The following is a 21,571-nucleotide window of genomic DNA, read 5'->3' as shown; positions in this document are numbered from 1 at the left end:
CGGGCCTGCGGAGAGGACCGTGGTGGAGTTCTTCAGGATGTCCGACGGTGAGTTCGTGCCGACGGAAGTGGCGATCAGCCGTTGGTCGCCCAATCAGCTGCACGGCGTCGCGGTGTGCGGCCTGCTCGCCGTGGAGGCCGAGAAGCACAGTCCTGGCGAAGGTTTCGTGCCGGCCAGGTTCACTGTCGACCTGTTCCAGCAGGTGACGACCGACCCGATCTCGCTGCACAGCGAAGTGGTGCGCGACGGCAACCGCATCAAGGTCGCCGATGTCCGGCTCGTGCAGCAGGGGCAGACGCGCTCGCGCGCCACCGTCACCTTCCTCGCGGCCACCGACGACCCGCCCGGCACCGTCTGGCAGCCCGATCTGGAACTACCCGTCCCCGAGCAGCGCATCGACGAGGCGGGCGGCGCCGCACCGCTGTTCAAATCCGGTGCGGGCGACTGGCTCACCGATTTCCGCACCGCCCGCGACGCGGAACGCAAGGTCACCTGGAACAACCTGCCGACCCTCGTCGCGGGTCAGCCCTTCTCGCCCTTCCAGCGCGCTGCCGCCAGCGGTGACCTCACCAATCTCGTCTGCCACTGGGGTTCGCACGGTGTCGGCTACATCAACGCCGACATGACCCTCAGTCTCTCGCGCCTCCCCGAGGGGGTGGAGCTCGGTCTGCAAGCCCTCGATCACACCTCTCGGGCAGGCGTCGCGGTGAGCAGTGCCGTCCTCTACGACCGCCGGGGCAAACTCGGTACCGCCACGATCACCGCCATCAGCAACGACCGCCGACGCTCGCCCTCGACCACGGAGAGTAAGCCGGTCGCGGTGGCCGCCGAGTAGTTCGCTCACCTTTTCCGCAACCCCACCGCACTCGCGGGGAGGGGTGATCCGGTGCTGCCGTGAGGCGGCGCACAGCAAGAACACCCTTGCGCTAGATGCATTGCCGATATATCGTCGATAACGTCAACTTGAAAAGAACACGCCTAGGAGGCTGTTATGCACGACGATCGACAAAGAGAATTCGGACACTTCGAGCGAGGACGCGGGCAGGGGCACCCGGAATTCGGCCCCGACCGCAGGCACTTCCGGCGCGGTGGCCGCCACGGTCACGGCCCGGAATTCGGACCCGGCTTCGGCCCGGGATTCGGTCCCGGTTTCGGACCGGGCTTCGGCCGGGGACGCGGTCGCGGCGGCCGGGGCAGGCGCGGTGACGTCCGCGCCGCGGTCCTGTTGCTGCTCGCCGAACGACCCATGCACGGCTACGAACTGATCCAGCAGATCCGCGAGCGCAGCGACGACATCTGGCGTCCGAGCCCGGGTTCCATTTACCCGGCATTGGCCCAGCTCGAGGACGAGGGACTGGTCCTCATCGAGAAGGTGGCCGGGCGCAAGACCGCGCAACTCACCGAGGCGGGCAAGGCCTATGTCGAGACCGAGCGCGACGAGCTCGGCGATCCCTGGGCGGAGGTCCGGCAGGACGTCGGCGCTCAGGCGCTCGATCTGCGTGGCCTCGTCGGCCAGGTGATGGGTGCGGTCGGTCAGGTCGCCCAGGTCGGTACCCCGGAACAAGCCGCGCGAGCGGCCGAGGTGCTCACCGAGACCCGCCGGGCGCTGTACCGGATCCTCGCCGAGGACGATGTCCCCGCCACCGGTGACGCAACCCCCGATAAATGAGGGCGGCGTGAACCCCCCTTTCGAGGTGCGTTTGCCCAGGCAATGGAGTAAATCATTGGGGTATGGAACAACCGCGAGGTCTGTGGGGTTGGGGATCATCACAATGGGGAAGGGCGGCGTCGCGGACGGCGCTCGCCTGCGCGGCGGTGATCGGGGTGGCACTCGCCCCGGTCGCCACCGCTGAACCGCCGGGCTACCGCCCGGCAATCGTCCCGAGCCAGCCGGGTCCGGCACAGTCCGACCACCTGGCCGCTGCCCGCTACATCAGCGACCATCCCGACGCGGTTCCCCTGGGCGTCAACAACTTCGGCTGTGAGCCGAGTGCCGAGCACCCGCGCCCGGTCGTGCTCGTCCACGGTACCGATTCGAGTGCCTACTCCGACTGGTCGGGTATCGGCCCGCAACTCGTGGCGGCAGGCTTCTGCGTGTTCGCGCTGAACTACGGTGGTGCGCCCGGCGCCGACACCTACGGCACCGAGGACATGCGCGTGAGCTTCGCCCAGCTCGCCGCCTTCGTCGAGCAGGTGCGCGCCGCGACCGGGGCGGCCGAGGTCGATCTCGTCGGTTTCTCGCAGGGGGCCAATGTCAGCCGGTACTACGTCAACAAGCTCGGCGGCGCCGAGGTGGTGAACACCTGGGTGGGGCTCGCCTCCCCGAGCTACGGCGGCGTCATGTACGGCCTCGTTCCGGTCGGTCAGGCGGTGCCGGGCATGATGGACGTGTACGCGAAGGTGACCTCCACCGCCGCCGTCCAGCAGGCGCAGGGCGAGCCGATCATGGTGGAACTGAACGCAGGCGGCGACACCGTGCCCGGTGTCCGTTACGTCACTGTCGGCAGCCGAGTCGACGAGATGATCCAGCCGTTCGAGAACATCGCCCTACGCGGGCCGGGCGCGGAGAACCTCGTCCTCCAGGACCTGTGCCCCGACGACCTGACCGGGCATTTCAACCTCGTCTACGACCCGTTCGTGCAGCAACTGCTGCTGCGGGTGCTCGATCCGACCCGGCCCGCGCCGGTCTGCACGCCGGTGCCGCTGGGGACGGGTATCCCGCAGGTCATCATCGCAGGCAACTCCTGACGGCCGCGCCGGTCGGAACCACCCCGGCGGGTCTCTAGAATGGGACGACCGCACATCGTCCAGTCGGGAGCCGCCGTGACCATTCAGCCCGTTCGCCTGTTCGGCGATCCCATCCTGCGCTCGCGTGCCGACGAGGTCACCGAGTTCGGCGCCGAGCTCGCGCAGCTCGTCACCGATCTCACCGAGACCATGCACGACGACGGCGGCGTCGGGATGGCGGCGCCGCAGATCGGCGTGGGGCTGCGGGTGTTCGTCTACGACACCGGCGACGCCGCCGGGCACGTGGTGAACCCGGAGTGGACCGCGATCGGCGAGGAAGAGCAGGTCGGGCCGGAGGGCTGCCTGTCGATCCCCGGCGTGCGCTACGACGTGCGCCGGGCGCTGCGGGTGCGCGTCACCGGCGTCGACAAGACCGGTGCGCCGGTCGAATTCGATGCCGACGGGCTGCTCGCCCGGTGCGTGCAGCACGAGCACGACCACCTCGACGGTGTGCTGTTCGTGAACCGGCTCGAGCCGGCCGACCGCAAGGAAGCGATGCGGACCATCCGCGAATCCGACTGGTTCCGTGCCGGTGTCACCGTGCGTGAGTCCAGCGGTGTCGGCGGTGGCCGCTGATGCGTCTCGTCTTCGCGGGCACCCCCGAACCGGCCGTTCCCTCGCTGCGGCGGCTGCTCGACAGTGAACGCCACGAGGTGGTCGCGGTGGTCACCCGGCCCGACGCGGTCGCCGGTCGCGGGCGCAAGATCATGCGCTCACCGGTCGGTCGGCTGGCCGACGAACACGGCATCCCGGTGCTCACCCCGGGCAAGCCGTCGGAACCGGAGTTCGTCGAGGCGCTCACCGCGCTCGCCCCGGACTGCTGTCCGGTGGTGGCCTACGGTGCCCTGCTGCCCCAGCAGATCCTCGACATTCCCGCGCACGGCTGGATCAACCTGCACTTCTCGCTGCTGCCCGCGTGGCGCGGCGCGGCGCCCGTGCAGGCCGCCATCCTCGCCGGTGACGAGATCACCGGTGCCAGCACTTTCCAGATCGAGGCAGGCCTCGACACCGGGCCCGTCTACGGCGTGATGACCGAGAAGATCGGCCACACCGACACCTCGGGTGAGCTGCTCGCGCGGCTCGCCGAGGCAGGCGCGGTGCTGCTCGAGAAGACCATGGACGGTGTCGAAGACGGGACGCTGCAAGCGATTCCGCAATCCAACGACGGCGTGTCCTACGCCCCGAAGGTGACCGTCGAAGCGAGCCGCATCCGGTTCGACGAGCCCGCCCTGGCGATCCACCGCCACATCCGCGCCGTCACCCCGGCGCCCGGCGCGTGGACCGAGGTGAACGGGCTGCGCCTCAAACTCGGCCCGGTGGAGCTGGTGGAGGAAACCTTGCCCGAAAGCGAGATCGAGGTGCGCAAATCCGGCGTCTTCGTCGGCACGTCGACCACCGCGGTCCGCCTCGGCCAGGTCCAACCACCCGGCAAGAAGATGATGAACGCCCTCGACTGGGCGCGCGGCGCCCGTCTCGCACCGGGCACGGTGATCGGATGAGTGCCTCCGACCGCAGGCGTCGGCGCGAGGCCGACCAGCGCAGCGGCGCCGCACCCCGCGACGATCGCAAGATCACCGGCAAGAACGTCGACGGCGGCTGGGCCGCCCGCGCCGCCAAGGGCCGTGACAACAAGGCTGCCCGTGCCGAGGATGACCGTCGCCCGCGTCGTGGCGACAGCGACGCCCGAGGGTGGGACTACAACCGCCGCGGCCCTGAGCGCGGCGACGACACCCGCCGCCCGGCTGCCGGGCGCGGTCGGGACTCCGGCGCTGCCCGCGACGACCGTGGCTATGACGCGTCCCGCGCCTCGCGGGGCGAGCGTGGGCCGCATGATGCGGGTCCACGTGGTGTAGATGATCGCCCGCGGGGCCGCGACAAGGACTTCGGTCGCTCCGACGCCGCCGACCGATCCGGGCGGCGGGGAGACGGCGGTGCGGAACGGCGTGGTTCGGTCGCCGGAGCTGAGCGTTTCGGCGATGCGAGCCGTTCCGGTAGTGGGCGCGAAGGGGATTCGCGTGGAGCTCGGGGTGGGCAGGCAGCCGCGGGGGGCGGCGACGGCGGCCGTTTCAGCGATTCGCGCGTACCACAGGGTGGGAAGCGAAGCGACCGGACCGGTGGCGCACGGCAGGGTCAGGGTGGTGGCAAGACGGCCGGGCAGCGGAGTGAGCGGCAGCGGGCCGATCGGCCGGATCCGAGTGTGCCGAGTCCGCGCAAGCGGCGGGGTGAGCCGGTGGACGTGGCGCGGGAGGTGGCCCTCGACGTGTTGCGGGCGGTGCGCGAGCGTGACGCCTACGCCAACCTCGTACTGCCGAAGTTGTTGCGGGAGCGCAAGATCAGCGGACGTGATGCCGCGTTCGCGACCGAGCTCACCTATGGTGCGTGCCGGTCGCAGGGGCAGCTCGATGCCGTGATCGCGGCGTGCGCGGGTCGTCCGGTCGGTGAGATCGACGGGCCGATCCTCGACATCCTCCGCCTCGGCGTCTACCAGCTGCTGCGCACGCGGACCAGCGCGCATGCCGCCGTCGACACCTCCGTCGATCTGGCCCGTGCCGAATTCGGCCAGGGCCGTGCCGGTTTCGTGAACGCGGTGCTGCGCCGGGCGGGGGAGAAGACCGCCGAGCAGTGGGTTACCGAGCTGGCACCGGCCGATCCGGTCGGCAAGCTCGCCTTCGAATATGCACACCCCACCTGGATCGCCCAGTCCTTCGCCGACGCGCTCGGTGCGCAGGCGGGTGAACTGTCCGACCTGCTGGCCGCCGACGACGAACGTCCGGTGGTGCACCTGGTCGCGCGTCCCGGTGAGATCACGTCCGAGGAATTGGCGCTGGTCACCGGTGGCGAAGAAGGTCGCTGGTCGCCGTACGCGGTGTACCTCGACGGCGGTGATCCCGGTCAGCTCGAACCGGTGCGCGAGGGAATCGCCGCGGTGCAAGACGAAGGTTCTCAGCTCGTCGCGCTGGCCCTGAGCCGGGCACCGCTCGAGGGCCCCGACCAGGGTCGCTGGCTCGACCTGTGCGCTGGTCCCGGCGGTAAGGCGGCGCTGCTCGGCGCGCTCGCCGCGATCGACCTGTTCACCGTCGATGCGGTGGAGCCGTCGGAGCACCGCGCCGAACTGGTCCGCAAGTCCACCCGCGACCTGCCCGTCACGGTGCACGTGCAGGACGGCCGCGACACCGGTCTGGAACCCGGCTACGACCGCATCCTGGTCGACGCTCCCTGCACGGGCCTGGGCGCACTTCGCCGCCGCCCCGAGTCGCGCTGGCGTCGCACCCCCGCCGACGTCCCGGAACTGGTCACTCTGCAACGCGAACTCCTCACCGCCGCATGGGATCTCCTACGCCCCGGCGGCGTGGTCGTGTACTCCACCTGCTCCCCGCATCTGTCCGAAACCCTCGCGGTGGTCGCCGATTTCGTCCGCCGCACCGGCGCCGAACAACTCGACACCCGCGAGCTGCTGCCCGGCGTCACCGACCTCGGCGAAGGCCCCTCGGCCCAACTCTGGCCCCACCGCCACGGCACCGACGCGATGTTCCTGTCGGCCCTGCGCAAGAAGTAGGCCCGATCACGCGCTGAGGCGGTGCGATCCGAGTCCACCGCACCGCCACAGCATCGGCCGGGTGGCTCGCCCACGTGCTGGCGCCGCCGCTGTTCGAGTCCAGGTCGCACAACCTGGGCGTTGATGCTCGCTCGGGTGACGGCGCGAAGGAGTGGACGCGCCCACCGCGTTTCGCAACCTTACGTCTCAGATGTGTCGCCGAAGGAGATCGCGGCAGGCCGTGGCTGTGTGACGGGGGGCGTATGCCCGATTCGGACCCACCGCGTCTCGACAGCAAGCGGTGACATTCGTCCAAGGCGTGGCGTGTCTCGCGGGGGAGAATTCTCCTATGGCGATGACGTGGGAACAGGTGGTGGAGATCGCGACCGCGCTGCCGGGGGTGGCGGAGGGGACGTGGTGGCGCAGTCCGGGGCTGTCGGTCGGCGGGAAGAGTTTCGCGCGGCTGCGCTCGGAGGCCGAGGGCGGGCTGGTGCTCTTGTGTGAGCCGTCGGAGAAGGAGGCGCTACTCGCCTCGGGGGATCCGGCGTTCTATACGACGCCGCACTACGACGGGCACCCGTATGTGCTCATCGATCTGGAGGTGGTCGACCGGCAACAGCTCGCCGAGCTGATCGATAGCGCGTGGTGGTTGCGCGCGCCTGCGAAACTGCGGCGCGAACGCGCGTAGGGGGACACCGTTGTCCCCGTGGCGGATTCAGTCCCGCTCGGACAGATCACGCAGGCGCGCAAGGGTTTTCGCGAGGATGCGTGAGACGTGCATCTGTGAGATGCCGAGCTGATTCGCGATCTGGGTCTGGGTCATCGACTCGAAGAAGCGCATCGTGAGGATCCGCCGCTCCCGTTCGGGCAGACCCGCCAGCAGCGGGCGAACCGCGATGTACTCCTCGACCCGGTCGAACTGCGACTCCTCCTCGCCGAGGGTGTCGAGGAGCGAGGCGTCGCTGTCACGACCGACCGAGGCGGCATCGATCGAGGTGGGCTGGTAGGCGTTGCCCGCGATGACCGCCTGGGTCACCTCGTCGGGGTCGACATCGAGTTCGGCCGCGATCTCCTTGGCCGTCGGCGAACGACCCAACCGCTGTGAGAGCTGGTCCACGGCCGCACCGATACGCAGGTGGGTTTCCTTCACCCGGCGCGGCACCCGCATGGCCCAGGTGTTGTCGCGGAAGTACCGCCGCACCTCACCCATGATCGTCGGCACCGCGAAGGACAGGAAGTTCGAGCCACGGCTCAGATCGAACCGGTCGACCGCGTGCACCAGGCCGACCCGTGCCACCTGCGACAGATCGTCGAACGGCTCACCGCGGCCGCTGAACTTGCGGGCGATGTGGTCGGCCAGCGGGATGCAGCGGTTGATCAGCGCGTCCCGGGCCACGGCGTGCGCGGCACTGCCGGGTTCGGTCGCCGCGAGCCGTTCGAACAGCGCGCTCACATCGTCGTACCCGGAGGGCGCGGCGGGCGCGGGTTCGGTCAGCTGCTCCTCGACGACCTGCTCCTCGATGACCGGCTCGTCGAGCACGGCTTCGGCGGGCTGTTCGAGAATTTCCGGATCGGGCTTGTGCTCTTCGTTGGTTTCGCCGTGCACTACGCCTTCCCCCGGACCCGACGGATACGGACACTCGTCGGATACCCGGACCTGGCGGCGTCGAATCCTTGCTGGTCGGCGTTCACCTCGTCGCTCAGCGTGCGCAGGACATGCCAGCCGAAGCTGCGCTGGTCGGGCAGGCCCTCCGCGGCCGCGACACCCTCCACCCGCACGACGAGTTCGGTGTCACCGACGACGAACTCGCAGGTGAGCTGCGAGCCGGGCGCGGCGATCGCGATGAGTGTGGAGCACACCTCGTCGACCGCCAGGCGCACGTCGGCCACCTCGTCGAGGGTGAAATCGCTGAGCAGGACCAGTGTTTCGGCCAATCCTCGCAGGATCGGCAGCTGGGTCACCGACGCTGCCACGCGAATCTGCACCGGATCGCTGAACAGCTCTTGTTCCGCCGAAATGTTGGTCACGCTCTGTAGGCTACCCACAACCGGGCGCCGATCACCACGCGGTCGCTACACTTGCGCGCTGTGTCCACACCGACGTTCCACCGCCCGGCCGAGCCGATGATCGCCCCGTCCATCCTGTCCGCGGACTTCGCGAACCTGGCCGCCGAGGCCGCCGCTGTCGAAGGTTCCGACTGGCTGCATGTGGACGTGATGGACGCCCACTTCGTGCCGAACCTCACACTCGGCCTGCCGGTGGTGCAGAGCCTGCTCAAGGCCACCGACATCCCGTTCGACTGCCACCTGATGATCGAGGATCCGGGCCGCTGGGCGCCCGGCTACGCCGAGGCGGGCGCCTACAACGTCACCTTCCACGCCGAGGCCACCAACGACCCGATCGCCGTGGCTCGCGATATCCGCGCCGCGGGTGCCAAAGCTGGTCTGTCGGTGAAGCCGAACACGCCGATCGAGCCGTATCTCGAGATTCTGCGCGAATTCGACACCCTGCTCGTGATGAGCGTGGAACCAGGTTTCGGCGGTCAGTCGTTCATTCCCGAGGTGCTGGAGAAGGCGCGGATCGTGCGCAATCTCGTGGACGCGGGCGAATTGCAGCTGATCGTCGAAATCGACGGTGGCATCAATACCGACACCATCGAGCAGGCCGCCGCGGCCGGCATCGATTGTTTCGTGGCCGGGTCGGCGGTCTACAACACCGCCGATCCCGGGGCGGCCGTCCAGAATCTGCGCAGTCTGGCAACCGCCGCCTGGTTGCCGTGACCCGGTTCGGTCAGTGCGGGTGCAGGGCGTGGCTGCCCAGCGCCCGCGCTGTCTCGATCACGGCCTCGAGCGGTGGCCGGTTGTCGGCCGCCTCCGGTGCGCGCACCCAGGTGCGGTAGCCGGTGCGTTCGTCGTCCGGGGAGGGCAGCACGATGTGGCTGCCCGCGCACGCGACGCTCGCGTAGAGGCGGAACAGTTCGGCTTCGGCTGTCGGCGTGAGGGTGTCGAGGTGGCAGGGGCCGGTGAGGAAGGTCCAGCAATGGGCGCGCGGATGGTCGACGACCGGTCCGGCGATACCGTCGGCACGCAACTGCGCCTGGACCCGCTCGCCCAGGTCGCCCGGCATGGTCACCGCACCGTAGTGGGTGCCGATCTGCAGGAGGATGCGCCGGGAGTCGGGGTCGACCGTCGCGGGCAGGTGTAGCTCCCGCCGGTAATGGACGCAGCGACTTTCCAGCGTGGAATCGAGCAGTGGGTAGCTCACAGTGTTGTCTCCCGGTATCGCATCGTTGAACGTCGGGAATCGTTGACGTAACAATATTGCGTCAGTGGCGAGGGCGTGGCAAGTCCGTGGATCTCCGTGTTTCTTCTTTCGGGGCTCGGGGTACAAAGCGGCGTGGTCGTGGCCGGAAATTTTATTGCACCGGCACACGGAGAAAACCGAACGAAGGATTGCCGCCGCATTTTATTTCGGCGCGGATTCTTTATGTCCGGATTCTTTTCCCAGGATTTTCCGGCGCCGTGCGGGTTTTGCGGCCTCCCGCTCAGCGCGCGGTCGGATTCCACCCTCACCTGGGCCGCCACTAGGCTGTGCGTCGAGCGGGAATAGCGGTCGTCTACCCGCTGTTGGGCCCAACGGGTACGGATGACGCGACAAGGGAGTCAGACATGTTCACAGGGATCGTCGAGGAGCTCGGCGAGGTCGTGGCCACCGAGCAGCTGGCCGACGCCGCCCGGTTGACGATCCGCGGCAAGCTGGTGACTTCCGATGCCGGACACGGCGATTCGATCGCGGTGAACGGCGTGTGTCTCACCGTCGTCGATGTGCTCGACGGCGACAGCTTCACCGTCGACGTGATGGCCGAGACCCTCGACCGGTCGAGCATCGGCGCCCTCGTGCCCGGCTCCCGGGTGAACCTCGAACGCGCCGCCGCGATCAACAGCCGCCTCGGCGGACATCTGGTCCAGGGCCACGTCGACGGAACCGGCACCGTGCTGGCCCGCACCCCGTCCGAGAACTGGGAGGTGGTCCGCATCTCCCTGCCCGACGCCATCGCCCGCTACGTCGTCCAGAAGGGCTCGATCACCGTCGACGGCGTCTCGCTCACCGTGTCGAACCTCGGCATCGACGACGAACCCGCCGCCGACGGCAACCGCGACTGGTTCGAGGTCTCGCTGATCCCCACCACCCTCGCACTGACCGTGCTCGGCACCGCGCCGGTCGGCACCACCGTGAACCTCGAGGTCGACGTCATCGCGAAGTACGTGGAGCGCCTGGCACAGCGAGGCTGACACACCCGCGTCGGGCGCCTCGGAGAGACCCCCACGCACGCCGTACTGTAGTAGTGATTGCCATCCCGGAGCCGTTTCTCGGCCGCCTCGATCTGGACTGACCAGAGGGTGCGACGAAGGAGTGCCCGCCGGGAGGGAAGATCGAGGCCCCCAGGGCCGAGAAACCCGCGGCGCCAGCCGCCAATATTACGGAGCAAGCAGACGTGACCAGGTTGGACAGCATCGAGCGCGCGATCGCCGATATCGCGGCCGGCAAGGCTGTTGTCGTCATCGACGACGAGGACCGTGAGAACGAGGGCGATCTCATCTTCGCGGCCGAGAAGGCCACCCCGGAGCTGGTCGCGTTCATGATCCGCTACACCTCCGGCTACATCTGTGTGCCGTTGACCGCCGACGACTGCGACCGCCTCGGTCTGCCGCCCGCGTACGCGATGAATCAGGACAAGCACGGCACCGCCTACACCGTGTCGGTCGACGCGCGCGAGGGCATCACCACCGGTATCTCCGGCGCCGACCGGGCCGTCACCATGCGCCTGCTGGCCAGCGCCGAGGCCAAGGCCGACGATTTCACCCGTCCGGGTCATGTGGTGCCGTTGCGCGCCAAGGACGGCGGGGTGCTGCGCAGGCCCGGTCATACCGAGGCCGCGGTGGATCTGGCCCGGATGGCCGGGTTGCGGCCGGCGGGCGTGATCTGCGAGATCGTCAGCCAGAAGGACGACGGGCACATGGCCCGCACCGACGAGCTGCGGGTGTTCGCCGACGAGCACGACCTGGCGATGATCTCGATCGCCGACATGATCGCCTGGCGGCGCAAGCACGAGAAGCACGTCGTCCGGGTCGCCGAAGCGCGCATCCCGACCGCGCACGGCGATTTCAAGGCCGTCGGCTACCAGAGCATCTTCGACGAGGCCGAGCACGTGGCGCTGGTGCGCGGCGACATCGGCGACGGCGAGGACGTGCTGGTCCGCGTGCACTCGGAGTGCCTGACCGGTGACGTGTTCGGTTCGCTGCGCTGCGATTGCGGCCCGCAGCTCGACGCGGCACTGGAAATGGTCGACACAGAGGGTCGCGGCGTGGTGCTGTACATGCGTGGGCACGAGGGTCGTGGCATCGGCCTGATGCACAAGCTGCAGGCCTACCAATTGCAGGACACCGGGCGCGACACCGTCGACGCCAACCTCGACCTCGGCCTGCCCGCCGATGCCCGCGACTACGGCACGGGCGCGCAGATCCTGGTGGATCTGGGCATCCGGTCGATGCGGCTGCTCACGAACAACCCGGCCAAGCGGGTGGGTCTCGACGGGTACGGGCTGCGGATCACCGAGCGGGTGCCGATGCCGTTGCGCGCCAACGCCGAGAACCTGCACTATCTGCGGACCAAGCGCGATCGCATGGGCCACGACCTGGTCGGTCTCGACGACCTGGATCTCGGCGAAACCGCGCAGTAACTCTCCCGAAAGGCAGCATCAGACGATGAGCGGCACCGGCGTACCGGAATTCGCGCTGGCCAAGGCCACCGACCTCAAGCTCGCCATTGTGGCGTCGCGCTGGCACACCGAGATCTGCGACACCCTGGTCGCGAACGCGCAGCGCGTCGCGAAGGAGGCCGGGGTCGAGCACGTCACCGTCGTGCGCTGCGCCGGGGCGATGGAATTGCCCGTCGTCGCACAGGAATTGGCGCGCAGTCATGACGCTGTCGTCGCCCTCGGTGTCGTGATCCGTGGTGGCACACCGCATTTCGAGTACGTGTGTGATGCGGTGACCGCCGGTCTCACCCGGGTGTCGCTGGACGAGTCGACCCCGGTCACCAACGGCGTACTCACCACCAACACCGAGGAGCAGGCGCGCGACCGTGCCGGCCTGCCCGGTTCGGCCGAGGACAAGGGCGAGCAGGCCTGCGCCGCCGCGCTGGACGCCGCGCTCACCCTGCGCGCGCTGCGATCGGCGTGACCGTGCCGGTGGAACAGCACGCGGACTGGGAGCTCGAGGTCCGCCCTCGGCGCGCGACACGGACCGCCGTCGTGGCCGCGGTACTCGTGCTCGCGTTCTTCACCGCGGGCGGGTTGCTGCTGCGCACCGGATCCACCGGGGTGAACTTCCGGGTCGCCGACCAGGTCGCGATGATCCTGATCGGCGTTCTCGGCGCGGGAGCGGTGCTGCTGCTCACCCGGCCACGGGTGCGTGCCGGTGCGCGCGGGGTGGCCGTGCGCAATATCCTCGGCTACCGCGAATACCCGTGGGACGTCATCCGCGGCGCCGCCTTCCCCGACCGCAAGGCGTGGGCGCGGCTCGAACTCGTCGACGACGATTACGTGCCGATGCTGGCCATCCGGTCCAACGACAAGACCTACGCCGCCGACGCCATCGAGCGCCTGCGCGAACTCGGCGCCCGCTACACCGCCTGAGTTCGCACCGCCGGAGCTCACGGGGGCTGAGCTGGACACCGGATCACCACGCTGTGGCGGCGTTCGGCTCTCGCCCGATGCCGCCACCACAGCGCGGTCGCGCGGTCAGCGGGTGTCGCCGAGTACCGCACCTTCGCGGCGGGGGTCGGCCCCACCGATCCAGCCGTCCTTCCCGTCGCGCTGCAATGCGCTGAGGCCGCTGGACTGCGGTGCCACCGTCACCTGATGACCCATCTCGCGCAGCTTGCGCACGAGGGGGTCGTTGTCACCGTTGGCGGTGGCGTCGATCGCCGGATGCTCACCGCCGATACCCGTGCTCGGCGAATTGCCCGCCCCGAAGGACACCCCGGACACCGCCTGCTGCGGATCCAGGCCCCAATCGAGCGCTCCGACAAGGGTTTTCACCACGAACTGGATGATCACCGAGCCGCCGGGGGAGCCGGTGACCAGAGCGAGCTCGCCACGGTTGCCCTTGTCGTCGCGATCGAACACCAGGGTCGGGCTCATCGAACTGCGCGGCCGCTTACCCGGCTGCAGGCGGTTGGCGACGGGGGTGCCGTCGGGGTCGAGCGGGTCGGCGGCGAAGTCGGTGAGCTGGTTGTTCAGCAGGAACCCGTCGACGAAATGGAACGAACCGAAGGCCGATTCGACCGTGGTCGTCATCGCGGCCGCGTTGCCGTACTTGTCGACCACCGAGATGTGGCTGGTGCCGTGCTCGGGCGGCTGCGGGCCGTTGCCCAGCGGCACCGGGCCGAGATTGCCCGGCTGGGCAGTACCCATACTGCGGTCCGGATTGATGAGCGTGGAGCGTTCCTTCAGGTACTGCGGGTGGACCAGCGACAGCGCCGAATTGCCCGGCAGCGGAATGAAATCCGGGTCGGCGACGTACTTGTTGCGGTCGGCGTAGGCCAGGCGCTCGGCCTCCGAGATCAGGTGCACGGCGCGGGCATCGGGCTTGCCGCCGTTGCGGTTCACGTCCTGCGGGCCGAGGGCGGCCAGATCGAAATTGGCGAGGATGCCCATCGTTGCCGCCACGGTGCTGCCGCCCGAGGACGGCGCGGGCATGCCGCACAGTTCGTACTTGCGGTACCCGGTGCACAGCGCGGTGCGCTTCTTCGGTTCGTAGTTCGCCAGGTCGGTGGTGGTGAGCAGGCTCGGTGTGCGCCCGCCCGCCGTGCTGCCCGCCGCCTCGACGATGTCCTGGGCGATGGGGCCGCTGTAGAGTGCCTCGGCGCCGTCGGTGGCCAGGGCCGACAGGGTTTTCGAGTAGGCCGGGTTGGTGAGCACGGTGCCGGTGCGTTTCGGCGAGCCGTCCGGTTCCAGGAAGTAGGCGCGCGCGCCCTCGTCGGTCGCGAGATCCTTGGCCGATTCGGCGATCTGGCCCGCCAGCCGCGGGCTGATCTCGAAACCGCTGTCGGCCAGGTCGATCGCGGGATCGAACAGTTCCTTCCAGGCGGTCATGCCGTGCTCGCGGTGCGCGAGCTCCAGCATCCGCACCACACCGGGCACCCCGATCGATCGGCCACTGGCGCGGGTGTTCGGCGCCGGTTCGGTCCGGTCGGTGTCGCTCACCCAGCGCAGGTAGTTCTCGGTGGCGGCGGCGGGTGCGGTCTCGCGGCCGTCGTAGGCCTCCACCGTGCGGGACTTCGCGTCGTAGTGCACGAGGAACGCGCCGCCGCCGATGCCGGAGGCCTGCGGTTCCACCAGACCGAGCACCGCCTGGGCGGTGACCAGGGCATCGGTGGCGGTGCCGCCCGCACGCAGCACCCGGCAGGCGGCCTCGGTGGCGATGGGGTTCGCCGTCGACACCGCGTAGGTGCTGGTGCGGACCGGTGACATGTCGCTGCGGTAACCCGAGGCGATCTCGGGGTTGGTGCTCAGATTCTGGGTGGTCGGGCCCGTCGCGGTCGTGGGCGCCGCCGTGATCGGGGTGCCGTTGGGCGGGCTGGTGCACTCCGCCGCCTCGGTGTCGTCTGTCGAACAACCGGCCAGCAGCCCCACCGTGAGCACTGCGGCCGTCGTGGCCCCGATCCACGTCCGTCGCCTTGGCGTCATCGTGGCAGCGTAACCCCGAACCGTCGTCGCGCACAGGGATTTCCGGCCGGGCGCGGCAGCGTTACCCTGGCTGACATGGCGATCGATGCGGTGCTGTTCGATTTCTCCGGCACGGTGTTCCGGTTGGAGGACGACCCGAGCTGGGCCGATGTCCTCGTCGGCGACGACGGCACCCCGTTCGACGTGGCGGCCAAAGCCGAGGTCCTGCGGCGCATGACGGCACCGGTCGAACAATTCATGACCTTCGACCCGCCCGGCCAGCACGCCTGGGACAACCGCGACCTCGATCCCGCCCTGCACCGCCAGGCCTATCTCGAGGTGCTGCGCGGTTCAGGTGTACCCGAGGCGCAGGCCGCCGACCTGTACGGGCGGCTCATCGACCCGCTGGCCTGGACGCCGTACCCCGACACCGGAACCGTGCTGAAAGCCCTTGCCGCCCAGGGCATCCCCGTCGGTGTGGTGAGCAATATCGCCTTCGACATCCGGCCCGCGTTCGCCACCCGGGGCTGGGACACACTGGTCGGCGCGATGACCCTCTCCTACGAGGTCGGCGCCATCAAACCCGATGCACGGATATTCCAGGACGCGATCGACCGCCTCGGTGTCGACCCGAACCGTGTCCTGATGGTCGGTGACAGCGCCGAGGCAGACGGCGGGGCCACCGCCCTCGGCGCCCGGTTCGCCCTCGTCGACCCGCTTCCGACCGCAGATCGTCCACGCGCGCTCATCGACGCCCTGGCACTCCACGGGATCGCCACCCAGTAGAGGTTCGGTACGGTCGCGCTGCCGATCAGCGGCCTGCCTTCAGCGCTGGCGGGTGAACCAGGTCTTGGCCGACGGGCGCATCAGCAGGACGGCGACGGCGCCCGAGGCGACGATGCCCACCGCGCCCGGCGGAAGGCCGGTGAGGATGCCGGTGCAGGAGGTGAGTGCGCCGACGGCCGCCAGGGTCACCGCGGCGACGCGCACGCGGTCGCCCGCCCGGCCGAAGAGCACGACCAGCGGAACCAGGGCGAAGGTCGGGAGGTAGCCGACCACCACGCCGAGTGGGCTCTGCTTGCCCAGTGCGGCGCCGATCACGATCAGCACCACGCCGACCGCCGCGGAGACCAGGGCGATCAAGCGCGCGCCGCGCACCGTGGCGGGCATCAGCCACGACGGGGTCGCCTCGTCGTCCAGGTCGTCGTAGGGGTGCAGGGCGGGGGCGTCGGTCATCGGGGGTCCTTTCCGGCGGCAAGCCGAACATCAACGCTACACACCGGCCTCCCGCGCCGGACCCGACGGTTCGCCCGCGGCCGTCCCACCCAGCACGGGCGGCGGGATTGTCGGTAGCCCTCGCTACCCTGGATACGTGGCAGATCCCGCGACATACCGGCCGGCGCCGGGCACGATTCCCGTCGAACCCGGTGTGTACAAATTCCGGGACGCCTACGGGCGGGTGATCTATGTCGGTAAGGCCAAGAGCCTGCGCAGCCGGTTGAACTCCTACTTCGCCGACGTGGCGTCACTGCATCCGCGCACCAGGCAGATGGTGACAACGGCCGCGAGCGTGGAGTGGACCGTGGTGTCCACCGAGGTCGAGGCACTACAGCTCGAATACAACTGGATCAAGGAATTCGATCCGCGCTTCAATGTGCGCTACCGCGACGACAAGTCCTACCCGGTGCTCGCGGTGACCCTCAACGAGGAATATCCGCGGCTTTTCGTCTACCGGGGCGCCCGCAAGAAGGGCGTGCGCTACTTCGGCCCCTACGCCCACGCCTGGGCCATCCGCGAAACTCTCGACCTGCTGCTGCGGGTGTTTCCCGCGCGCACCTGTTCCAACGGAGTCTTCAAGCGGCACAACCAGATCGGGCGCCCCTGCCTGCTCGGCTACATCGACAAGTGCTCGGCGCCGTGCGTCGGCCGGGTCAGCGCCGACGAGCACCGCCACATCGTCGACGACTTCTGCGACTTCCTGTCCGGCAAGACCGACAAGATGGTCCGCGCCATCGAACGCCGCATGCACGAGGCCGCCGACGACCTCGACTTCGAGACCGCCGCCCGCCTGCGCGACGACGTGCAGGCCCTGCGCCGGGCACTCGAGAAGCAGGCGGTGGTGCTCGGCACCGGCACCGACGCCGATGTGATCGCCTTCGCCACCGACGAACTCGAGGCCGCCGTGCAGATCTTCCACGTGCGCGACGGGCGCGTGCGCGGTCAGCGCGGCTGGGTGGTCGACAAATCCGGCGACGCGCTCGACATCGCCGAATCCGGCACCGAACTGGCCGCCCTCGTCGAACAGTTCCTCACCCAGTTCTACGGCGAACAGGCCGCCATGGCCGACCAGAGTGTGGAACCCGAGGCGGCGAACGTCGTCCCGCGCGAGGTGCTCGTGCCCGTGCTGCCCGCCGACGCCCCCGAGATCCAGGCGTGGTTGAGCAAACTGCGCGGTTCGGCGGTGTCGCTGCGCATCCCGCAGCGCGGTGACAAGAAGGCGCTCGCCGAAACCGTGCAGCGCAACGCGGGTGAGGCGCTGGCCCAGCACAAGCTCAAGCGCGCGGGCGACCTCACGTCGAGATCGCAAGCACTGCAAGACATTCAGGACGCACTCGAACTCGACAGTGCCCCGCTGCGCATCGAATGCGTCGATATCAGCCATGTGCAGGGCACCGACGTGGTCGCCTCGCTTGTGGTGTTCGAGGACGGCCTGGCCCGTAAATCCGAGTACCGCCACTTCGCGATCAAGGAGGCCGCGGGCGGCGGCCGCTCCGACGACGTCGCCAGCATCGCCGAGGTCACCCGTCGCCGCTTCGCCCGGCTGGCGCGCGAACGCCAGCAGCCCGTCGACCTGCCGGCGGAACTCGCCGCCGACGACACCGACGAGCCCGGCTCACGCCCCGGCATCGATCCGACGACCGGCAAACCGCGCCGCTTCGCCTACCCACCCAACCTCTACGTGGTCGACGGCGGCGCACCGCAGGTCGCCGCCGCCGCGGAGGTGCTCGATGAACTCGGCATCACCGATGTGGCGGTGATCGGCCTGGCCAAACGCCTGGAAGAGGTGTGGGTTCCCGGCGAACCGGATCCCGTCATCATGCCGAGGACGAGCGAGGCGCTCTTCCTGCTGCAGCGTGTGCGCGACGAGGCGCACCGCTTCGCCATCAACTTCCACCGCAGCAAGCGCTCCCGCCGGATGACGGCATCGGCGCTCGACTCGGTGCGCGGGCTCGGCGAGACGCGACGCGCCGCGCTGGTCACCCATTTCGGTTCGGTCGCGCGGATCAAGGACGCGACGGTCGACGAGATCACCGCGGTGCCCGGTATCGGCGTTTCCACGGCCAAAGCGGTACTCGAGGCACTCAACAGCACGTAGCGATCAGCGAGACGCAACATTGCGAGTGCCGTACGTTGTGTCTGCGCCCGATACCCGAACCGGTGCGGGATGATCGAAAGGCACCCAGAAACGGATCCGGTAGGACATGACAAGCGTCGAATCGAACAACAAGGCGGGGGCGGCACCGGACAACGCCGGGACAGTCACCGACACACAGCAGCCAGTAGAAGTGGTCATCGTTACCGGTTTGTCCGGCGCGGGCCGCGGCACTGCCGCGCGCGTCCTGGAGGATCTCGGCTGGTACGTCACCGACAATCTGCCACCGGAACTGATCGGCCGCATGGTCGAACTCGGTGCCGCCGCCGACCCGCCGATCCGGCGGCTCGCGCTGGTCATGGACGTGCGTAGCCGGTTCTTCACCGGTGACCTCTCCGGTGTGACCGAACAGTTGCGCGCGGCGGGCATCCGCACGCGGGTGCTGTTCCTCGAGGCCTCCGACGACGTGCTGATCCGGCGTTTCGGCTTCGCCAGGCGCAGGCATCCGCTGCAGAGCGACAGCCCCGACGGCACCCTCTCGGCGGGCATCACCGCCGAACGGGTGCGCCTGTCGGCGGTGAAGGCCGCCGCCGATGTCGTCATCGACACCACCGAGCTGTCGATCCACCAGCTGCACCGCAAGCTGGAAGAGGTGTACGGCGCGGGCGTGCCCGCCGCGCTGCAGCTCACTGTGCAGTCCTTCGGTTTCAAGTACGGTGTTCCACTCGACGCCGACACGGTGTTGGATGTGCGTTTCCTGCCGAATCCGCATTGGATTCCCGAGTTGCGGGAACACACGGGCCAGGAGTCGGTGGTCAGCGACTATGTGTTGTCGCAGCCGGGCGCGCAGGACTACCTGCGCACCTGCCACCACCTGGTCGACCTGACCACGACCGGATACCGGCAAGAGGGGAAGCGATACATGACGGTGGCAGTGGGGTGCACCGGCGGGAAACACCGCAGCGTCGCGATCGCCGAGGCGCTCGGCGAACGCATCGGTGCCGACACCGGCCCCGCGGCGGTCGACGTCGTGCGCGTGGTGCATCGGGACCTGGGGCGCGAATGAGTGGATGGGAAGCCGACCCAGCCGTCGTCGCGCTGGGCGGTGGTCACGGCCTGTACGCGACACTCACCGCGGTGCGCAGGCTGACCAGACGGATCACCGCCGTGGTCACGGTCGCCGACGACGGCGGGTCATCCGGACGCCTGCGTGCCGAACTCGGCATGCTCCCGCCCGGTGACCTGCGGATGGCGCTCGCCGCGCTGGCCGAGGACGCCGACGGCATCTGGACGACCACCGTGCAGCACCGCTTCGGCGGATCCGGCGCGCTCGCCGGGCACTCGCTCGGCAACCTGCTGCTCGCCGGGCTCACCGACATCCTCGGCGACCCGGTCGCGGCGCTCGACGAGGTGGGCAGGCTGCTGCGCATCACGGGCCGGGTGCTGCCGATGTCGCCGATCCCGCTCGACATCGAGGCGGAAGTATCGGGGCTGGAAGCGGATCCGCGAGTCGGCCGGTGTGTACGCGGTCAGGTCGCGGTGGCGACCACACCGGGTAAGGTCCGCCGGGTGCGGCTGATTCCCTCGGATCCACCCGCCGGCCCGGCGGCCGTGTCGGCGATCGAACACGCGGATGTCGTTGTGCTCGGGCCGGGTTCGTGGTTCACCAGTGTGATCCCGCACGTGCTCGTCCCCGGTCTGCGCGACGCGCTGGTCCGCACCAGGGCGCGTAAGGTACTCGTGCTGAATCTGGCCGCGGAGCCGGGGGAGACGGCCGGCTTTTCCGCCGAGCGCCATCTCCATGTATTGTCCCAGCACGCACCGGGTTTCGCGGTCGACGACGTGCTCGTCGACTCGGCGTCGGTGCCCGAGGGGCGGCAGCGGGAACATGTGTCAAGAGCCGCCGAACAGTTGCGCGCACGGGTAACGTTCTGCGATGTGGCCGAGCCGGGAACGGATCGGCATCATCCCGGAAAACTAGCCGCCGCACTGGATCAGCTGATTCGGTCGCCGCGGTCGCAACTGGCTGGGCTTCGAGTCGAGAGACAGCACAGTGCCACGGATGTGCACAGTGTTGCAGATGAGCGTTCGGGGTCGGTGGGAAAGGAGCGCGTCTCGTGGCGATGACAGCCGAGGTGAAGGACGAGCTGAGCAGGCTCGTGGTGTCGCAGGTCAGCTCACGCAAGGCGGAATTGTCGGCATTGCTGCGATTCGCGGGCGGTCTGCACATCGTCGGGGGCCGGGTGATCGTGGAAGCCGAGGTGGACATGGGGTCCATCGCCCGCAGGCTGCGCCGCGAGATCTTCGAGTTGTACGGCTACGGCTCCGATGTGCACGTGCTCGGTGCGGGTGGCTTACGCAAGACCTCCCGCTACGTGGTCCGGGTGTCCAAGGAGGGCGAGGCGCTGGCCCGCCAGACCGGGCTGCTCGACGTGCGCGGCAGGCCGGTGCGCGGATTGCCCGCCCAGGTGGTCGGCGGCAGCATCGGTGACGCCGAAGCCGCGTGGCGCGGTGCTTTTCTCGCCCACGGCTCGCTCACCGAGCCGGGGCGCTCCTCCGCGCTCGAGGTGAGCTGCCCCGGCCCGGAGGCGGCGCTGGCGCTGGTCGGCGCGGCCCGTCGGCTCGGGATCACCGCCAAGGCCCGTGAGGTGCGCGGCACCGACCGGGTGGTGGTGCGCGACGGCGAGGCGATCGGCGCGTTGCTCACCCGCATGGGCGCCCAGGACACCAGGCTCACCTGGGAGGAGCGCCGCATGCGCCGCGAGGTGCGTGCGACGGCCAACCGGCTGGCCAACTTCGACGACGCCAACCTGCGCCGTTCGGCCCGCGCGGCCGTCGCGGCGGCGGCCCGGGTGGAGCGCGCGCTCGAGATCCTCGCCGACGACGTGCCCGACCACTTGGCCGCCGCGGGCAAGCTGCGCGTGCAGCACCGGCAGGCCTCGCTCGAGGAACTGGGTCAGCTCGCCGAGCCGCCGATGACGAAAGACGCTGTCGCGGGCCGTATCCGACGCCTGCTGTCGATGGCCGACCGGCGCGCCAAGGACCTCGGTATCCCCGATACCGAGTCGGCGGTGACGGCCGAACTTCTCGACGACGCCTGAGGATTCACGCCACCCGGTTGTGGCGTATCCGACGTTTAGGGCA

General features: G+C 69.3%; 22 protein-coding genes. 17 read left to right on the top strand and 5 right to left on the bottom strand.

Features of this window, described 5'->3' with window-relative positions:
• The first annotated feature begins 37 nt into the window (after positions 1–37).
• From NCO8_RS02605 to NCO8_RS02575, 7 genes are all read left to right on the top strand, one after another.
• A complete protein-coding gene (locus NCO8_RS02605) occupies positions 38–835 on the top strand; it encodes a thioesterase family protein (RefSeq protein ID WP_067636598.1) in 798 nt (265 codons plus the stop codon).
• A 156-nt stretch (positions 836–991) separates the two neighbouring features.
• Complete coding sequence (locus tag NCO8_RS02600; protein ID WP_067636049.1) at positions 992–1,669, top strand: PadR family transcriptional regulator; 678 nt, start codon at positions 992–994, stop codon at positions 1,667–1,669.
• A 62-nt stretch (positions 1,670–1,731) separates the two neighbouring features.
• Entirely contained in the window at positions 1,732–2,748 is a 1,017-nt protein-coding gene (locus NCO8_RS02595) for an esterase/lipase family protein (protein WP_084456410.1), read from the top strand.
• Between the two features lie 75 nt (positions 2,749–2,823).
• A complete protein-coding gene (gene def, locus NCO8_RS02590) occupies positions 2,824–3,363 on the top strand; it encodes a peptide deformylase (RefSeq protein WP_067636593.1) in 540 nt (179 codons plus the stop codon).
• Complete coding sequence (gene fmt, locus NCO8_RS02585; protein WP_067636047.1) at positions 3,363–4,286, top strand: methionyl-tRNA formyltransferase; 924 nt, start codon at positions 3,363–3,365, stop codon at positions 4,284–4,286. The genes def and fmt overlap by 1 nt, the downstream gene beginning before the upstream one ends.
• A 698-nt stretch (positions 4,287–4,984) precedes the next feature.
• Positions 4,985–6,343 carry an RsmB/NOP family class I SAM-dependent RNA methyltransferase gene (locus NCO8_RS02580; protein ID WP_084456544.1) on the top strand — a complete coding sequence of 453 codons (1,359 nt, stop codon included), beginning with the start codon at positions 4,985–4,987 and terminating at the stop codon, positions 6,341–6,343.
• A 328-nt stretch (positions 6,344–6,671) separates the two neighbouring features.
• Positions 6,672–7,010: an MmcQ/YjbR family DNA-binding protein gene (locus tag NCO8_RS02575; RefSeq protein ID WP_067636589.1), complete on the top strand. Its 339-nt coding sequence runs from the start codon at positions 6,672–6,674 to the stop codon at positions 7,008–7,010.
• A gap of 27 nt (positions 7,011–7,037) precedes the next feature.
• On the opposite strand, the gene NCO8_RS02570 is transcribed toward NCO8_RS02575, so the two are convergent.
• Positions 7,038–7,844: an RNA polymerase sigma factor SigF gene (locus NCO8_RS02570; RefSeq protein ID WP_371851998.1), complete on the bottom strand. Its 807-nt coding sequence runs from the start codon at positions 7,842–7,844 to the stop codon at positions 7,038–7,040.
• An 83-nt stretch (positions 7,845–7,927) separates the two neighbouring features.
• Positions 7,928–8,350 (bottom strand): ATP-binding protein, encoded by a 423-nt coding sequence (locus tag NCO8_RS02565; RefSeq protein ID WP_067493638.1) that lies wholly within the window; start codon positions 8,348–8,350, stop codon positions 7,928–7,930.
• Positions 8,351–8,446: 96 nt separating this feature from the next.
• Here NCO8_RS02565 and rpe point away from each other — a divergent pair, with 96 nt between their 5' ends.
• Positions 8,447–9,103 (top strand): ribulose-phosphate 3-epimerase, encoded by a 657-nt coding sequence (rpe, locus tag NCO8_RS02560; RefSeq protein WP_067636587.1) that lies wholly within the window; start codon positions 8,447–8,449, stop codon positions 9,101–9,103.
• 10 nt (positions 9,104–9,113) lie between these two features.
• Here the strand turns inward: rpe and NCO8_RS02555 are convergent, their stop codons facing one another.
• A complete protein-coding gene (locus NCO8_RS02555; RefSeq protein WP_225280667.1) occupies positions 9,114–9,587 on the bottom strand; it encodes a hypothetical protein in 474 nt (157 codons plus the stop codon).
• 404 nt (positions 9,588–9,991) lie between these two features.
• Between NCO8_RS02555 and NCO8_RS02550 the strand changes: the two genes are divergently transcribed.
• The 4 genes from NCO8_RS02550 (at position 9,992) to NCO8_RS02535 (ending at position 13,020) form a co-directional block, all read left to right on the top strand.
• Positions 9,992–10,615 (top strand): riboflavin synthase, encoded by a 624-nt coding sequence (locus NCO8_RS02550; RefSeq protein WP_067493640.1) that lies wholly within the window; start codon positions 9,992–9,994, stop codon positions 10,613–10,615.
• 203 nt (positions 10,616–10,818) lie between these two features.
• Entirely contained in the window at positions 10,819–12,063 is a 1,245-nt protein-coding gene (locus tag NCO8_RS02545) for a bifunctional 3,4-dihydroxy-2-butanone-4-phosphate synthase/GTP cyclohydrolase II (RefSeq protein ID WP_067493641.1), read from the top strand.
• 25 nt (positions 12,064–12,088) lie between these two features.
• The gene (gene ribH, locus NCO8_RS02540) at positions 12,089–12,565 is read left to right on the top strand and encodes a 6,7-dimethyl-8-ribityllumazine synthase (protein ID WP_067493643.1); all 477 of its coding nucleotides are present in this window, start codon (positions 12,089–12,091) and stop codon (positions 12,563–12,565) included.
• On the top strand, positions 12,562–13,020 hold the full coding sequence (locus NCO8_RS02535) for a PH domain-containing protein (RefSeq protein WP_245655209.1): 459 nt from the start codon (positions 12,562–12,564) through the stop codon (positions 13,018–13,020). The genes ribH and NCO8_RS02535 overlap by 4 nt, the downstream gene beginning before the upstream one ends.
• Positions 13,021–13,125: 105 nt before the next feature.
• Here the strand turns inward: NCO8_RS02535 and NCO8_RS02530 are convergent, their stop codons facing one another.
• Positions 13,126–15,075 carry a gamma-glutamyltransferase family protein gene (locus tag NCO8_RS02530; protein ID WP_067636046.1) on the bottom strand — a complete coding sequence of 650 codons (1,950 nt, stop codon included), beginning with the start codon at positions 15,073–15,075 and terminating at the stop codon, positions 13,126–13,128.
• A gap of 75 nt (positions 15,076–15,150) precedes the next feature.
• Between NCO8_RS02530 and NCO8_RS02525 the strand changes: the two genes are divergently transcribed.
• On the top strand, positions 15,151–15,840 hold the full coding sequence (locus tag NCO8_RS02525) for an HAD family hydrolase (RefSeq protein WP_067636044.1): 690 nt from the start codon (positions 15,151–15,153) through the stop codon (positions 15,838–15,840).
• A 39-nt stretch (positions 15,841–15,879) separates the two neighbouring features.
• Here NCO8_RS02525 and NCO8_RS02520 read toward each other — a convergent pair whose 3' ends face one another.
• Entirely contained in the window at positions 15,880–16,290 is a 411-nt protein-coding gene (locus tag NCO8_RS02520) for a hypothetical protein (RefSeq protein ID WP_067636042.1), read from the bottom strand.
• Between the two features lie 136 nt (positions 16,291–16,426).
• Between NCO8_RS02520 and uvrC the strand changes: the two genes are divergently transcribed.
• The 4 genes from uvrC to whiA all read left to right on the top strand — a co-directional run bounded on the left by uvrC (position 16,427) and on the right by whiA (position 21,528).
• A complete protein-coding gene (gene uvrC, locus NCO8_RS02515; protein WP_067636040.1) occupies positions 16,427–18,430 on the top strand; it encodes an excinuclease ABC subunit UvrC in 2,004 nt (667 codons plus the stop codon).
• Between the two features lie 106 nt (positions 18,431–18,536).
• Entirely contained in the window at positions 18,537–19,493 is a 957-nt protein-coding gene (rapZ, locus tag NCO8_RS02510) for an RNase adapter RapZ (protein WP_084456406.1), read from the top strand.
• On the top strand, positions 19,490–20,554 hold the full coding sequence (locus NCO8_RS02505) for a gluconeogenesis factor YvcK family protein (RefSeq protein WP_067493653.1): 1,065 nt from the start codon (positions 19,490–19,492) through the stop codon (positions 20,552–20,554). The genes rapZ and NCO8_RS02505 overlap by 4 nt, the downstream gene beginning before the upstream one ends.
• A complete protein-coding gene (gene whiA, locus NCO8_RS02500) occupies positions 20,545–21,528 on the top strand; it encodes a DNA-binding protein WhiA (RefSeq protein WP_067493655.1) in 984 nt (327 codons plus the stop codon). The genes NCO8_RS02505 and whiA overlap by 10 nt, the downstream gene beginning before the upstream one ends.
• Positions 21,529–21,571: the final 43 nt, after the last annotated feature.

The sequence above is a fragment of the Nocardia coubleae NBRC 108252 genome (assembly GCF_001612805.1).
Taxonomy (GTDB): Bacteria; Actinomycetota; Actinomycetes; order Mycobacteriales; family Mycobacteriaceae; genus Nocardia; species Nocardia coubleae.
This window is presented reverse-complemented; position numbering and strand designations above follow the sequence as displayed.

Excerpts from the sequence above, each read along its gene's own strand:
- NCO8_RS02575 (WP_067636589.1), top strand. The coding sequence starts at position 6,672 with ATGGCGATGACGTGGGAACAGGTGGTGGAGATCGCGACCGCGCTGCCG.
- NCO8_RS02520 (WP_067636042.1), bottom strand. The coding sequence starts at position 16,290 with ATGACCGACGCCCCCGCCCTGCACCCCTACGACGACCTGGACGACGAG.
- rpe (WP_067636587.1), top strand. The coding sequence starts at position 8,447 with ATGATCGCCCCGTCCATCCTGTCCGCGGACTTCGCGAACCTGGCCGCC.
- NCO8_RS02530 (WP_067636046.1), bottom strand. The coding sequence starts at position 15,075 with ATGACGCCAAGGCGACGGACGTGGATCGGGGCCACGACGGCCGCAGTG.
- NCO8_RS02550 (WP_067493640.1), top strand. The coding sequence starts at position 9,992 with ATGTTCACAGGGATCGTCGAGGAGCTCGGCGAGGTCGTGGCCACCGAG.
- NCO8_RS02600 (WP_067636049.1), top strand. The coding sequence starts at position 992 with ATGCACGACGATCGACAAAGAGAATTCGGACACTTCGAGCGAGGACGC.
- NCO8_RS02605 (WP_067636598.1), top strand. The coding sequence starts at position 38 with ATGTCCGACGGTGAGTTCGTGCCGACGGAAGTGGCGATCAGCCGTTGG.
- rapZ (WP_084456406.1), top strand. The coding sequence starts at position 18,537 with ATGACAAGCGTCGAATCGAACAACAAGGCGGGGGCGGCACCGGACAAC.
- ribH (WP_067493643.1), top strand. The coding sequence starts at position 12,089 with ATGAGCGGCACCGGCGTACCGGAATTCGCGCTGGCCAAGGCCACCGAC.
- NCO8_RS02595 (WP_084456410.1), top strand. The coding sequence starts at position 1,732 with ATGGAACAACCGCGAGGTCTGTGGGGTTGGGGATCATCACAATGGGGA.
- fmt (WP_067636047.1), top strand. The coding sequence starts at position 3,363 with ATGCGTCTCGTCTTCGCGGGCACCCCCGAACCGGCCGTTCCCTCGCTG.
- NCO8_RS02505 (WP_067493653.1), top strand. The coding sequence starts at position 19,490 with ATGAGTGGATGGGAAGCCGACCCAGCCGTCGTCGCGCTGGGCGGTGGT.
- NCO8_RS02525 (WP_067636044.1), top strand. The coding sequence starts at position 15,151 with ATGGCGATCGATGCGGTGCTGTTCGATTTCTCCGGCACGGTGTTCCGG.